The organism is Streptococcus mitis, from assembly GCF_002860865.1.
Classification (GTDB): domain Bacteria; phylum Bacillota; class Bacilli; order Lactobacillales; family Streptococcaceae; genus Streptococcus; species Streptococcus mitis_AT.
Map to the genome: position 1 here is coordinate 21072 of NZ_PKIE01000011.1, position 16328 is coordinate 37399.

2 protein-coding genes are annotated in these 16328 nt (G+C 40.7%); both read right to left on the minus strand.

Annotated elements, in window-relative coordinates:
- Window positions 1-29 precede the first annotated feature (29 nt).
- A complete protein-coding gene (locus CYK18_RS10230; protein ID WP_101786447.1) occupies window positions 30-13421 on the minus strand; it encodes a sialoglycan-binding domain-containing protein in 13392 nt (4463 codons plus the stop codon).
- A 740-nt stretch (window positions 13422-14161) separates the two neighbouring features.
- Window positions 14162-16328, minus strand: a 2167-nt coding sequence (locus tag CYK18_RS10235) for an LPXTG cell wall anchor domain-containing protein (protein ID WP_142374390.1), incomplete at its 5' end; no start/stop codon positions are given.

Below are 16328 nucleotides of genomic sequence, written 5' to 3' on the forward strand. Positions count from 1 at the left end.
AAAGAATGAATGTTCATCTGACTAAATTTTTAGTCTTCTTTTTTCTTGCGAGCTACAAGTCCAAATCCACTCAATAGTCCAAGAAGTCCTAGAGATGCAAGAGCAGCATTTGATTCTGTTCCTGTATTTGGCAATACATTTTGAAAATCATTTGACTTAGCTCCATTATCAACAGTAGTCTTAGTATCTACCTGATCTGCATTTGGAATTGGAGTAGCTGGTGCAGGTGTATCTTGACCAGAACCTCCATTAGTGTCAGGTTTGACTGGCGTATCAGGTGTCACTGGTGCAACTGGATTTGTATCTGTTGGTGTTGCTGGTGTTACCTTAGCTGGAGTTTCTACTGGAACTTCTACAGCTGGTTGACCTGGTTCTGTAATCTTACCTGTACCTGGAACTTTACCGTCTGGTAATTCACTGTTTGGTACTTTACCTTTACCTTCTTTATCGATTGTAACGATAATTGGGTTTCCATCTTTACCTGGGATTTCTACCTTAGTTCCTGGTGGATATGTTGAGCCATCTGGTTTCTTCGGTGTTACCGTAACGTCACCTGTCTTAGGATCTTGATCCAACTCTATTGTTGGTGTCTTACGAGCTGGTGTTGTTACATCCACTGGTTGTGATGGTTTCTTGTTAGGTTCTGTTACTGTTCCTGTACCTGGGACATTTGTCTTAGGAAGGTTGTCATTTGGTACTTCACCTGAACCATTGTCACCAATTGTTACTGTGATTGTTGTTCCATTTTCTCCTGGAATTTCTACCTTGCTACCTGATGGGTATGTTGAGCCATCTGGTTTCTTAGGCGTTACAATCGCATTTCCATTTGGTTGTTGAGTAATTTCAATCTTACCTGGTTTTTCAGTTACTGGTGTTTCTGGTGTGAATTTAGCTGGTGTTGTTACATTAGGAACTTCAACAGCTGGTTTACCTGGTTCTGTAATCTTACCTGTACCTGGTGTTTCTACATCTGGTAGATCACTGTTTGGTACTTTACCTTTACCGTCTTCACCGATTGTGACTGTGATTGGCTTGCCATCTTTACCTGGGATTTCTACTACTGTTCCTGGTGGGTAGATTGAGCCATCTGGTTTCTTCGGTGTTACTGTAACGTCACCTGTCTCAGGATCTCGTTTCACATCTAGTGTTGGTGTCTTACGAGCTGGTGTTGTTACATCCACTGGTTGTGATGGTTTCTTGTTAGGTTCTGTTACTGTTCCTGTACCTGGGACATTTGTCTTAGGAAGGTTGTCATTTGGTACTTCACCTGAACCATTGTCACCAATTATTACTGTGATTGTTGTTCCATTTTCTCCTGGAATTTCTACCCTGCTACCTGATGGGTAAGTTGTTCCATCTGGTTTCTTAGGCGTTACAATCGCATTTCCATTTGGTTGTTGAGTAATTTCAATCTTACCTGGTTTTTCAGTTACTGGTGTTTCTGGTGTGAATTTAGCTGGTGTTGTTACATTAGGAACTTCAACAGCTGGTTTACCTGGTTCGGTAATCTTACCTATACCTGGTGTTTCTACATCTGGTAGATCACTGTTTGGTACTTTACCTTTACCGTCTTCACCGATTGTGACTGTGATTGGCTTGCCACCTTTACCTGGAATTTCTACCGTAGTTCCTGGTGGGTAGGTTGAGCCGTCTGGTTTCTTCGGTGTTACTGTAACGTCACCTGTTTCAGGATCTCGTTTCACATCTAGTGTTGGTGTCTTACGAGCTGGTGTTGTTACATCCACTGGTTGTGATGGTTTCTTGTTAGGTTCTGTTACTGTTCCTGTACCTGGGACATTTGTCTTAGGAAGGTTGTCATTTGGTACTTCACCTGACCCATTGTCACCAATTGTTACTGTGATTGTTGTTCCATTTTCTCCTGGAATTTCTACCCTGCTACCTGATGGGTAAGTTGTTCCATCTGGTTTCTTAGGCGTTACAATCGCATTTCCATTTGGTTGTTGAGTAATTTCAATCTTACCTGGTTTTTCAGTTACTGGTGTTTCTGGTGTGAATTTAGCTGGTGTTGTTACATTAGGAACTTCAACAGCTGGTTTACCTGGTTCGGTAATCTTACCTGTACCTGGTGTTTCTACATCTGGTAGATCACTGTTTGGTACTTTACCTTTACCGTCTTCACCGATTGTGACTGTGATTGGCTTGCCACCTTTACCTGGAATTTCTACCGTAGTTCCTGGTGGGTAGGTTGAGCCGTCTGGTTTCTTCGGCGTTACTGTAACGTCACCTGTTTCAGGATCTCGTTTCACATCTAGTGTTGGTGTCTTATGAGCTGGTGTTGTTACATTAGGAACTTCAACAGCTGGTTTACCTGGTTCGGTAATCTTACCTGTTCCTGGTGCTTTACCTTCTGGTAGATCACTGTTTGGTACTTTACCTTTACCGTCTTCTCCGATTGTAACTGTGATTGGGTGATCCTTATCTTTACCTGGAATTTCTACCTTAGTTCCTGGTGGGTATGTTGACCCATCTGGTTTCTTCGGTGTCACTGTAACATCACCAGTCTTAGGATCTTGTTCCAAGTCTACTGTTGGAGTTACTTTAGCTGGGGTTGTGACCTCAGGAACTTCCACTGATGGTTTGCCTGGTTCGGTAATCTTACCTGGTTTTGTAACCTTACCGTCTGGTAATTCACTGTTTGGTACTTTACCTTTACCATCTTCTCCGATTGTTACTGTGATTGGCTTGTCACCTTTACCTGGAATTTCTACTACTGTTCCTGGTGGGTAGATTGAGCCATCTGGTTGCTTCGGTGTCACTGTAACATCACCAGTCTTAGGATCTTGTTCCAAGTCTACTGTTGGAGTTACTTTAGCTGGGGTTGTGACCTCAGGAACTTCAACAGATGGTTTGCCTGGTTCGGTAATCTTACCTGGTTTTGTAACCTCACCGTCTGGTAATTCACTGTTTGGTACTTTACCTTTACCATCTTCTCCGATTGTTACTGTGATTGGCTTGTCACCTTTACCTGGAATTTCTACTACTGTTCCTGGTGGGTAGATTGAGCCATCTGGTTGCTTCGGTGTTACTGTAACATCACCAGTCTTAGGATCTTGTTCCAAGTCTACTGTTGGAGTTGCTTTAGCTGGGGTTGTTACATTAGGAACTTCCACTGATGGTTTGCCTGGTTCGGTAATCTTACCTGGTTTTGTAACCTTACCGTCTGGTAATTCACTGTTTGGTACTTTACCTTTACCATATTCTCCGATTGTTACTGTGATTGGCTTGTCACCTTTACCTGGAATTTCTACTACTGTTCCTGGTGGGTAGATTGAGCCATCTGGTCTCTTAGGTGTCACTGTAACATCACCAGTCTTAGGATCTTGTTCCAAGTCTACGGTTGGAGTTACTTTAGCTGGGGTTGTGACCTCAGGAACTTCAACAGATGGTTTGCCTGGTTCGGTAATCTTACCTGGTTTTGTAACCTTACCGTCTGGTAATTCACTGTTTGGTACTTTACCTTTACCATCTTCTCCGATTGTTACTGTGATTGGCTTGTCACCTTTACCTGGAATTTCTACTACTGTTCCTGGTGGGTAGATTGAGCCATCTGGTCTCTTAGGTGTCACTGTAACATCACCAGTCTTAGGATCTTGTTCCAAGTCTACGGTTGGAGTTACTTTAGCTGGGGTTGTGACCTCAGGAACTTCAACAGATGGTTTGCCTGGTTCGGTAATCTTACCTGGTTTTGTAACCTCACCGTCTGGTAATTCACTGTTTGGTACTTTACCTTTACCATCTTCTCCGATTGTTACTGTGATTGGCTTGTCACCTTTACCTGGAATTTCTACTACTGTTCCTGGTGGGTAGATTGAGCCATCTGGTCTCTTAGGTGTCACTGTAACATCACCAGTCTTAGGATCTTGTTCCAAGTCTACGGTTGGAGTTACTTTAGCTGGGGTTGTGACCTCAGGAACTTCAACAGATGGTTTGCCTGGTTCGGTAATCTTACCTGGTTTTGTAACCTCACCGTCTGGTAATTCACTGTTTGGTACTTTACCTTTACCATCTTCTCCGATTGTTACTGTGATTGGGTTTCCGTCTTTACCTGGAATTTCTACTACTGTTCCTGGTGGGTAGATTGAGCCATCTGGTTTCTTCGGTGTCACTGTAACATCACCAGTCTTAGGATCTTGTTCCAAGTCTACGGTTGGAGTTACTTTAGCTGGGGTTGTTACCTCAGGAACTTCAACAGCTGGTTTGCCTGGTTCGGTAATCTTACCTGGTTTTGTAACCTTACCGTCTGGTAATTCACTGTTTGGTACTTTACCTTTACCATCTTCTCCGATTGTTACTGTGATTGGCTTGTCACCTTTACCTGGAATTTCTACTACTGTTCCTGGTGGGTAGATTGAGCCATCTGGTTGCTTCGGTGTCACTGTAACATCACCAGTCTTAGGATCTTGTTCCAAGTCTACGGTTGGAGTTACTTTAGCTGGGGTTGTTACCTCAGGAACTTCCACTGATGGTTTGTCTGGTTCGGTAATCTTACCTGGTTTTGTAACCTTACCGTCTGGTAATTCACTGTTTGGTACTTTACCTTTACCATCTTCTCCAATTGTTACTGTGATTGGCTTGTCACCTTTACCTGGAATTTCTACTACTGTTCCTGGTGGGTATGTTGACCCATCTGGTCTCTTCGGTGTTACTGTAACATCACCAGTCTTAGGATCTTGTTCCAAGTCTACTGTTGGAGTTGCTTTAGCTGGGGTTGTTACATTAGGAACTTCCACTGATGGTTTGCCTGGTTCGGTAATCTTACCTGGTTTTGTAACCTTACCGTCTGGTAATTCACTGTTTGGTACTTTACCTTTACCATCTTCTCCGATTGTTACTGTGATTGGCTTGTCACCTTTACCTGGAATTTCTACTACTGTTCCTGGTGGGTAGATTGAGCCATCTGGTCTCTTAGGTGTCACTGTAACATCACCAGTCTTAGGATCTTGTTCCAAGTCTACGGTTGGAGTTACTTTAGCTGGGGTTGTGACCTCAGGAACTTCAACAGATGGTTTGCCTGGTTCGGTAATCTTACCTGGTTTTGTAACCTCACCGTCTGGTAATTCACTGTTTGGTACTTTACCTTTACCATCTTCTCCGATTGTTACTGTGATTGGGTTTCCGTCTTTACCTGGAATTTCTACTACTGTTCCTGGTGGGTAGATTGAGCCATCTGGTTTCTTCGGTGTCACTGTAACATCACCAGTCTTAGGATCTTGTTCCAAGTCTACGGTTGGAGTCTTACGTGCTGGAGTTGTTGCTGGCACTGGTTGTGATGGTCTCTTATTCGGTTCTGTTACTGTACCTTCTCCTTCGATTTTTCCTTTTGGAAGACCATCATTCGGTACTATTCCTGAACCGTCTTCTCCGATGATAACCTCGATTGGAGTATCATTATCACCCGGAATAACTACCTTCGTTCCTGGTGGATATGTTCCTCCCACTCCAGGTTTCTTCGGTGTTACAATAGCATCTCCATTTGGTTTTCTAGTAATATCAATTGAGACTGGTTGCTCTGTTTGTGGTTCATTTGGATCTAATTTTTTAGGTGTCTTCACTTGAACTTCTTCAGGTGTTTTCCCTTTTTCAATAATCTTACCTGTTCCCGGAATATCTCCTTCTGGCAGATCACTGTTTGGTACTTTACCTTTACCATCTTCACCGATTGTTACTGTGATTGGGTTCCCGTCTTTACCTGGAATTTCTACTACTGTTCCTGGTGGGTAGATTGAACCATCTGGTTTCTTCGGTGTCACTGTAACATCACCCGTCTTAGGATCTTGTTCAATTTTGATTGTCGGGTTCTTACGAGCTGGTGTTGTTACTGGCACTGGTTGTGATGGTTCTTTATTCGGTTCTGTTACTGTACCTTTTCCTGGTAAATCACCTTTAGGTAACTTGTCATTTGGAACTATTCCTGAACCATCTTCACCGATTGTAACGACAATTGGATTACCATCCTTACCTGGAATTTCTACTACTGTTCCTGGTGGGTAGGTTGAGCCATCTGGTTTCTTCGGTGTTATTACTGCATCACCATTTGGTTTGCGTGTGATATCGATTGTAGGAGTTTGAGTTGTTGGTGTCTTAGGATCTGTTCCATTTTTCTCTTCATCCTTGTCTGGAATACCATCGTTATCATCATCTGGATCGGTCACATCTGGGATACCGTCGCCATCTGTATCACGTTGAATTGTAACTGGAACATCCACAGTAACTTCTTCATCACCATTCTTAACTTTAACTGGGATTGTAACTTTACGTTCTTCTTCTTTTGGTCCCCAATCTGTTACGGTTGGTGTTCCAGTTAAGTTACCATCACCATCTACTGTTAAACCATTTACTGGTGTTTCTGTTGTGATGGTTGAACCTGGTTTATTTGGTGTCACAACTTTTGTTGGCGGTACTGGTGCTTTCTCTTTCACTTTTCCTGGATCTGTGACTGTACCTGTTAATTTATCAGCTACTTTTGGATTTGCATCATCCTTGTCTGGAATACCATCGTTGTCATCATCTGGATCGGTCACATCTGGAATGCCGTCGCCATCTGTATCGCGTTGGATAGTAACTGGAACATCCACAGTAACTTCTTCATCACCATTCTTCACTTTAACTGGGATTGTAACTTTACGTTCCTCTTCTTTTGGTCCCCAATCTGTTACGGTTGGTGTTCCAGTTAAGTTACCATCACCATCTACTGTTAAACCATTTACTGGTGTTTCTGTTGTGATGGTTGAACCTGGTTTATTTGGTGTCACAACTTTTGTTGGCGGTACTGGTGCTTTCTCTTTCACTTTTCCTGGATCTGTGACTGTACCTGTTAATTTATCAGCTACTTTTGGATTTGCATCATCCTTGTCTGGAATTCCATCGTTGTCATCATCTGGATCAGTCACATCTGGAATACCGTCGCCATCTGTATCACGTTGAATTTTAACTGGTACTTTTACAACAGTCTCTTCTGTTCCACGTTTCAGTTTAACTGGAATCTCTACTGTACGTTCTTCTTCTTTTGGTCCCCAATCTGTGACGCTTGGTGTGCCTACTAGATTTCCACCTTGATCCACAGTCAAACCATTTACTGGACCATCTACTGTAATCGTTGTACCTGGTTTGTTTGGTGTGATTACCTTAGTATTCGCTGGGACAGGTGTTTTTTCTGGGACAGTTTTTTCTGTTACTGTTCCTGTTAATTTATCAGCTACTTTTGGATTTGCATCATCCTTGTCTGGAATTCCATCGTTATCATCATCTGGATCTACTTTATCTGGGATTCCATCTCCATCTGTATCGCGTTGGATAGTTACAGGGATTTTTACAACAGTCTCTTCTGTTCCACGTTTCAGTTTAACTGGAATCTCTACTGTACGTTCTTCTTCTTTTGGTCCCCAATCTGTGATGCTTGGTGTTCCCACTAGATTTCCGCCGTTATCCACTGTTAAACCATTTACTGGACCATCTACTGAAATCGTTGTGCCTGGTTTGTTTGGTGTTACTACCTTAGTATTTGCTGGGACAGGTGTTTTTTCTTTTACAGTTTTTCCTGTTGTGTCTCCTGTTAATTTATCAGCTACTTTTGGATTTGCATCATCCTTGTCTGGAATTCCATCGTTGTCATCATCTGTGTCTACTTTATCTGGAATTCCGTCTCCATCTGTATCGCGTTGGATTGTAACTGGAACATTTACAGGAACTACCTCGTCACCATGTTTAACTTTAACTGGGATCGTAACTTTACGTTCTTCTTCTTTTGGTCCCCAATCTGTGACAGTTGGTGTACCAGTTAAGTTACCATCGCCATCTACTGTCAATCCATTGACTGGTGTTTCTGTGGTGATTGTTGAACCTGGTTTGTTTGGTGTTACTACTGTAACTGGCGTAGTTTTTTCTTTTTCCAGAACTGGTGCTGGTGGAGTAACTTCAGCTCCCAAACTACCATTTGCTGTTCCTCTAGCTACTGGACTCTCAAGAACTACATTATCAATTCTCTTAGAAACTTTTGCAGTTATTTCTGTTTTATCTGCAACCTCAGCATCAGAAATTGTCACAATGCCTGCAGGGGTTACTGACACTTTATCAGCTGTCTTACCATTTACAGTCCAAGTATTTCCTGATTTTGTAACTGTTACAGTTTCTGGTGTAGTCTTACCTGTTGGTACATAAGTAAGGGTGATAGTATCAATATCTTGTGGATTAGTACTATTAGGGCGTGTTGGTGGGGTAATTGTTACACTACCATTCTCATGTCCAACTACGCTAGGCACTGTTGGCGTTACTGCTAACACTACTTGACGCTTAATTTCTGCAGGTGCAAATGTTGTTCTAGTTGTACTATTTACATCCGTAATAGAATTTTTGCTAGTATCTGGGAATACTGCTGTTGCGTTTCGAGTATATTTCCCTGAGTTATCTAGTGTTGTTCCTGAATCTAATTTATCTCCAGCTTTCCATGTCCACGTCATACCACTTGGTAAATAATTGTTTCCACGATCTGCTTTATCTTCACTATCTACAACCTTAAGATATCTATGAGCATCAATATTTTTACCACTATTGGCTACATTCAACGTTGAAGCTACTGGTACTTTTGCGATACCATTTTCAAGGTTTCTAGTCTCAATATCAACCACTCGATATTTGAATTTCAAATCACGGCTATCAGTAGCACTGCTTCCTTCAACATGTAGAGTAGCTTCATGTTCTCCTAAAGTTTCAGTATTCAATACAGTACCTGAAGACAAGCGAGTTGCATATGGATTTGCTTCAGTTTTTCCTGTTTGAGATGTAAATGTAGAAGCGGTTACTCCTTTTGGAAGTCCTCCCTTAACTTCTACTTTAGAAATCACACCTGAGTTATCCCATACCTTCAATTCAGGGTTAAATGTAGAGCCACGATAGACTGTAAAGATTGGTGAATTAGCTGTTTCTGTTAATGGAATACCATTTAAAGTAGCTTGTGGTTTTTGCACATCTTTTGCAGTTACTTTTGCTGGATCTGAATCAGCACCATTTCCATTTTTGGTAACTACTGTTACTTCTGTGTTATCTTTCACCTTATCTGCCGGAATAGTGATTTCCCCTGTATTGGAATCAATTCTAACTTCCGGATTATTCACAGTCCATTTGCCATTTGTTCCTTTAGTTCCAACAGCTGTTTTTGGTTGATTATCTTCTCCTGTATAGCTTACAGTAATCTTATCTGCTTTTGCTGGATTTTGTGGTTTACCTGTAACATCACCATTATCCTTCGCCACTGCTACTGGTTTAGCTGGCTTAGAAAATTTCGCTGTTGCTTTTGCTGGATCTGAATCAGCACCATTTCCATTTTTCGTAACTACTGTTACTTCTGTTCCGTCTTTTACTTTATTTTCCGGAATCGTGATTTCTCCAGTATTTGGATTGATTTGTACTTCTGGAGTATTTACTGTCCATTTTCCTTTCGGATCTTTAGTTCCAACAGCTGTTTTTGGTTGATTATCTTCTCCTGTATAGCTTACAGTGATCTTATCTGCTTTTGCTGGATCTTGTGGTTTACCTGTAACATCACCATTATCTTTCGCCACTGCTACTGGTTTAGCTGGTTTAGAAGATTTTGATGTTACTTTAGCTACTGGACTTTCAAGAACTACATTATTATCAATTCTCTTAGAAACTTTTGCAGTTACTTCTTTACCATCCGCAACTTCAAGATCAGAAATTGTTACAACACCTGCTGGAGTTACTGATACTTTATCGGTTGTCTTACCATTAACTGTCCAGTTATTTCCTGATTTTGCAACTGTTACAGTTTCTGGTGTAGTCTTACCTGTTGGTGTATAAGTAAGTGTAATTGTATCAATATCTTGCGGTGTAGTACCATTAGGACGTGTTGGTGGGGTAACTGTTACACTACCATTTTCATTGGCTACTACGCTAGGCGCTGTCGGCGTTACCGCAAGAACTACTGGACGCTTGATTTCTGTCGGTGCAAATGTTGTTCTAGTTGTACTATTGTTATCTGTTACAGAACTTGGGAATTGCGCTGTAGCATTTCGAGTATATTTCCCTGAATTGTCTAATGTAGTACCTGGATCTAAGTTGTCTCCAGCTTTCCACGTCCAAGTCATACCTTGAGGCAAGTGGCTATTTCCACGATCGCTTTGATCTTGGCTATCTACAACTTTAAGATAATTATGAGCATCAACATTTGTACGGCTATTTGGTACATTTAAAGTTGAACCTACTGGTACTTTCGCGACACCATTTTCCAATTTTTTTGTTGTAATATCCACAACACGGTACTTGAATTTCAAGTCACGACTGTCAGTAGCACTACTTCCTTCTACGTGAAGAGTAGCAGTATGTTCTCCTAATGTCTGAGTATCGATTACTCTACCTGAAGATAAACGAGTTTTATACTTCTTATCTTCTGAACTTCCATCTTTACCAGTTTGAGCTGTAAAGTTAGAAGCACTTACTCCGCCAGGAAGATTTCCAACTGTTACTTTTGAGATTTTTCCTGAGTTATCCCATACCTTAAGTTCAGGGTTAAAATCAGCACCACGATAGACTGTAAAGATTGGTGTATTGGCTGTCTCTGTTAGCGTAATGCCATTTAAAGTAGCTTGTGGTTTTTGAGTATCTTTCGCAGTTGCTTTTGCTGGATCTGAATCAGCACCATTTCCATTCTTAGTAACTGCTGTTACTTCTGTTAAATCTTTAACTTTATTAGCTGGAATTGTGATTTCCCCAGTATTTGGATCAATTCGAACATCTGGATTATTCACAGTCCATTTGCCGTTTGTTCCTTTAGTTCCTTCAGCTGTTTTAGGTTTGTTATCTTCCCCTGTAAAGCTTACTTTGATTTTATCTACTTTTGTTGCATCTTGTGGTTTTGCAGTTACATCCCCATTATCCTTAGCTGTGGCTACTGGTGTTTGAGCTTTGGTATCTACAACATGAACTGGTGCATCCACAATATAGGTTCCACGTTGAGGTATTACTACTTCTACCTTACCATAAACTGGTTTCCCTGGTTCTGTAACTTTGGACACATCTGGATCTTTAAACCAACGATAGGTTGTTCCAGCTGGCATTTCTGACTTATTCTTAATGCTATCAATCGCTGGAGGAATAACTCCCACTTTTGTAGTTTGCTCTTTAGATACTGGTTTGAAATTGAAGTTAGTAGCCTCTTCTGGTTTCAGTGGTAATGTACCGATAATAGCATTTTGTCCATTTTGGTACCGAACAAGACCATCTGTTGAATATCCACCATAGGCAAGATATGGATTATTAGCTAACCGTTTTTTAATGTCCGCAAGCATCGGATTATTTTTATCTTTCTTGCCCCAATCCGACATAATACTTTGATCTAGCTCATCACCTTCAAGAATTTTTGTTTTGAAAGTAATAATTGTACGTTGACCAGCAACGACGTTCATTTTGTCTTCAATGACACCTCTAGCGAGGTTGTAAATTAGACCACCCGTTGTAATACCATACATATCTTTTACACGAGCAGCGGCATCTGGATTACGATCGGTACCATCTTTTCTAGAATCTCGATAAATATTTTTTCTCCAAGAATTATCAGGATTAGCATAATCCATCCAAGAACCTATATTTTCACCATAAGTTGACCCTGAACGGCGTTCACCATTTTTAACATAAGCTCGAGAAAATGTATTTTCATACTCCCATTTTGATGCACTTGCGTACTCATTATGAGATATTTGATGCCCATCTTTATATTTTGTATAGGTAAAATCATATGGATCTCCAACTGTACGCGGAATTGCAAGTGAGATTTTTTTAGACAATCCGGCCTGAGCATTTGCTGCTGGACCTGAATCTAAGATCCAGTAATAATATCTATTCCCATCTTTTTCGATTCTCTCTTCGCGATACACACGAATGTTGTCATAGGCTTTATCCGCAGTCCCTTTACTTACAAAGGCATATTGCTTGGTATCTGGTGAGTACACATCACGCTCTGAATAGTTAAGCATCGGGTTTCTGTTCCAACCAACACCGAAGTCTGTTGTTCTTGTTTCACGAACATTACTTGTTCCAGAGCCTACTACTTTTCCGTTCTTTTTGACTACGGCTGTAATAGTAGCACCTTTCACCATCAGTTTAGGATCGGCGTTAACAGTGAAGTACCCATTGGATTGTGACTTCGTCTTATATTTTTGTCCTCCTACTGTAACTTCTACATCAGATTCTGCTGCTGTATATCCATCAACCTGAGCAACACCAGCTAAACTATCATTGAATGACACTGTGTCTACTTGACTTACTGTAGTATTATAAACACTTTGACCATTGACTACTAATTCAACTTTATCTCCCACTTTAATACCTGGTGCGTTTAATTTAAAAGCTCCAGTATCATCTAGTTTAGACGTAAGTATCTTTTGGCCATTTCTCTTAATCTCAATTGTTGAAGATGGTGTTGCATATCCTGTGATAAATCCAGAGTCCGCTACAACAATCCCAAGACTCCCTTGTTTAGTCGTCTTATCAATTGGTGCGGATCTTAGACCAGAACCTTGTCCCATACTTTGACCATTGCGTGGATCGTGAGAACCTGAAGTCAAACGTGTTGTAGCATTTTTAACAGAAATAAACATTCTCTTCACAAGTTTGTTCATTTGTTCAACATCTGTTAGAGAGACTGTAGTATTCTGAAGAACATCCTGAGCCAAGCCCAATAGTTCATTGGCTTTTTCAAGAACTTCTTTGCTAGTCTCATGCTCAGGCAATTCCAAAACAGCTGCCTGCAATTGATCTACAGAAACTTTCAAAGCATCTTTTTTAGCTGATACAGTTTGACTCTCTTCGATTGTGCTTACTTCAGAAGAAGGTTGGCTCGCTGGTTTTTCAGCCTGCTTCTCAGTTTTATCTACTTGAACCTCAGTTGATTCCTTGGCAGCTGATAAAACTGTCACATCTTTAGACAAGACTTCTACAAGCTCGTCAATATCCTTTTGAGCTAGCTTAGAACTTTCTAGGGCTTCTTTCCCTTTTTGCAGTCTGTCTTTAACAGGCGATACTACTGACTCGTCAAGGTTTAATTTAGTTGAAAGAAGAGAATTTAGTTCTTCAACTACTTTTCTCAACTTAGTTTTATCAACTGTAGGCGCTTGAGTTTCCAAGGATTTATTTACTTCATCTACTTTGTTTTCAGTAGGTTCCGTAATACCTTGAGGCGACTTAGCCTCATCTTTAGGACTTACTACACCCGCAGCAGATGGTGCAGTATTTTCGCTTACACTATCCGCACTCGCAACGCGTGCACCCAAAAACATCAGCGCTGCTACAGCAACTGAAGCCGCACCAAAACTGTATTTACGAATAGAAAAGCGCAAGACTTTTTCACGTTGCTGTCGCTTTACTTTATATGAATTCGATTTGTGTTCCATTTATCCTCCTAAGGGCAATATAATATAGAAAAAGCAATCTTTATAACTTCAACCCCTTAAAAAGAGTTAAGCTATAAAAATCACTATGATGATCGCTATCAGCAAATAACATCACAGCTATCACAGCTATCACAGCTATCACAGCTCAATTATACCATTTTCAATATATTTAAACAAGCATAAACCGATTTACCACATAAAATAAGGGGTAAAATTTTTAATTATCCATAAAATGTTATTATGTTATATATTTAAATGCAACTAACTTTCTATCCTTGAAATAAATCTGTAACCACCTATCATATCAGACAATTCATCGTCATTTTGGATAGTAAAAAATATTCATCTAGGAAATTTAATGGTAACAGATGACTGACTCTATGTCCCAATTGAGGAGAGCATCTTATACTCTTCAAAAATCTCTTCAAACCACGTCAGCATCGGCTTGTCGTATTATATGTTACTGACTTCGTCAGTTCTATCCACAACCTCAAAACCGTGTTTTGAGCTGACTTCGTCAGTTCTATCCACAACCTCAAAGCAGTGCTTTGAGCAACCTGGCTCCTAGCTTTCTAGTTTGCTCTTTAATTTTTATTGAGTATTACTACAAATATCAGCATCCACTTTTCAAAAAAATACAACAACGGCCTTGCACCTCTTCAAATGAGGAACAAAGCCGTTGTTCATTCTTTTATTCATTGTCCACTTAACAATGAACAATTCATATTTTGACTAAATTTTTAGTCTTCTTTTTTCTTGCGAGCTACAAGTCCAAATCCACTCAATAGTCCAAGAAGTCCTAGAGATGCAAGAGCAGCATTTGATTCTGTTCCTGTATTTGGCAATACATTTTGAGAATCATTTGAATTAGCTCCATTATCAACAGTAGTCTGAGTATCTACCTGATCTGCATTCGGAGTAACTGCATCTGGAATTGGAGTTGTTGGTGCAGGCGTAGGCGCAGGTGTATCTTGACCAGAACCTCCATTAGTATCAGGTTTGACTGGAGTAGCTGGTGTCACTGGCGCAACTGGATTTGTATTTGTAGTTCCACTTACTTTTCTGAAAATGTGGGTCATTACTGGTTCATTTTCATCAATCATTGTTCTTACAAATTCATATCCTGGAATTGTTCCATGTTCAGCATCCTTTTCATTACCTGTCTCAACAGATGGTTTCAATACATTTCCATTTTCATCAATCCAGCGAACCTCAATAGTTAATTCTGGTAAAGTGATTGGCCCAGGTAGTTCACCGTTTTCAGCTATTACCTTAGCTGGAGTTTCTACTGGAACTTCAACTGTTGGTTTACCTGGTTCTGTAATCTTAGCTGTTCCTGGTACTTTACCGTCTGGTAATTCGCTGTTTGGTACTTTACCTTTACCATCTTCACCGATTGTAACAGTGATTGGGTTACCATCTTTACCTGGGATTTCTACCTTAGTTCCTGGTGGATATGTTGAGCCATCTGGTTTCTTAGGTGTTACTGTAACGTCACCGGTCTTAGGATCTTGTTCAACATCTACTGTTGGTGTCTTACGAGCTGGTGTTTCTACTGGAACTTCCACAGCTGGTTTTCCTGGTACTGTAATCTTACTTGTGCCTGGTACTTTTCCTTCTGGTAATTCATTATTTGGTACTTTACCTTTTCCATCTTTTCCAATTGTAATTGTAATTGGATGATCCTTATCTTTACCTGGTATTTCTACCGTAGTTCCTGGTGGATATGTTCCTCCTCCTGGTCTCTGCGGTGTTACTATAACGTCACCTGTCTTAGGATCTTGTTCCAACTCAACTGTTGGTGTCTTACGTGCTGGCGTAGTTACATCAACTGGTTGTGATGGTCTCTTATTCGGTTCTGTTACTGTTCCTGTTCCCGGTTTAGCATCTTTTGGAAGTTTGTCATTTGGTACTTCACCTGAACCATTGTCACCGATTGTTACTGTGATTGTTGTTCCATTTTCTCCTGGAATTTCTACCTTGCTACCTGATGGGTAGGTTGTGCCATCTGGTTTCTTAGGCGTTACAATCGCATTTCCATTTGGTTGTTGAGTAATCTCAATCTTACCTGGTTTTTCAGTTACTGGTGTTGCTGGTGTGACTTTACCTGGTGTTGTTACCTTAGGAACTTCCACTGATGGTTTATTTGGTTCAGTAATCTTACCTGTACCTGGGACAGCTTTCTTAGGAAGTTTGTCGTTTGGTACTTTACCTTTTCCATCTTGACCGATTTCAACAGTGATTGGACCATCTTCACCTGGGATTTCTACCGTAGTTCCTGGTGGATATGTTCCTCCTCCTGGTCTCTGCGGTGTTACTATAACGTCACCTGTCTTAGGATCTTGTTCCAACTCAACTGTTGGTGTCTTACGTGCTGGCGTAGTTACATCAACTGGTTGTGATGGTCTCTTATTCGGTTCTGTTACTGTTCCTGTTCCCGGTTTAGCATCTTTTGGAAGTTTGTCATTTGGTACTTCACCTGAACCATTGTCACCGATTGTTACTGTGATTGTTGTTCCATTTTCACCTGGAATTTCTACCTTGCTGCCTGATGGGTAGGTTGTGCCATTTGGTTTCTTAGGCGTTACAATCGCATTTCCATTTGGTTGTTGAGTAATCTCAATCTTACCTGGTTTTTCAGTTACTGGTGTTTCTGGTGTTACCTTAGCTGGTGTTGTTACCTTAGGAACTTCCACTGATGGTTTTCCTGGTACTGTAATCTTGCTTGTGCCTGGTACTTTTTCTTCTGGTAACTCACTATTTGGTACTTTTCCTTTACCATCTTTTCCAATTGTAATTGTAATTGGATGATCCTTATCTTTACCTGGTATTTCTACCTTCGTATTTTCTGGATATAATTTTCCATCTGGTTTCTTAGGCGTTACTGTAACTTCACCAGTATCTGGA

Bases quoted from the DNA above. Each gene is read 5' to 3' on its own strand.
- CYK18_RS10230 (WP_101786447.1), bottom strand. From the start codon at position 13,421: ATGGAACACAAATCGAATTCATATAAAGTAAAGCGACAGCAACGTGAA.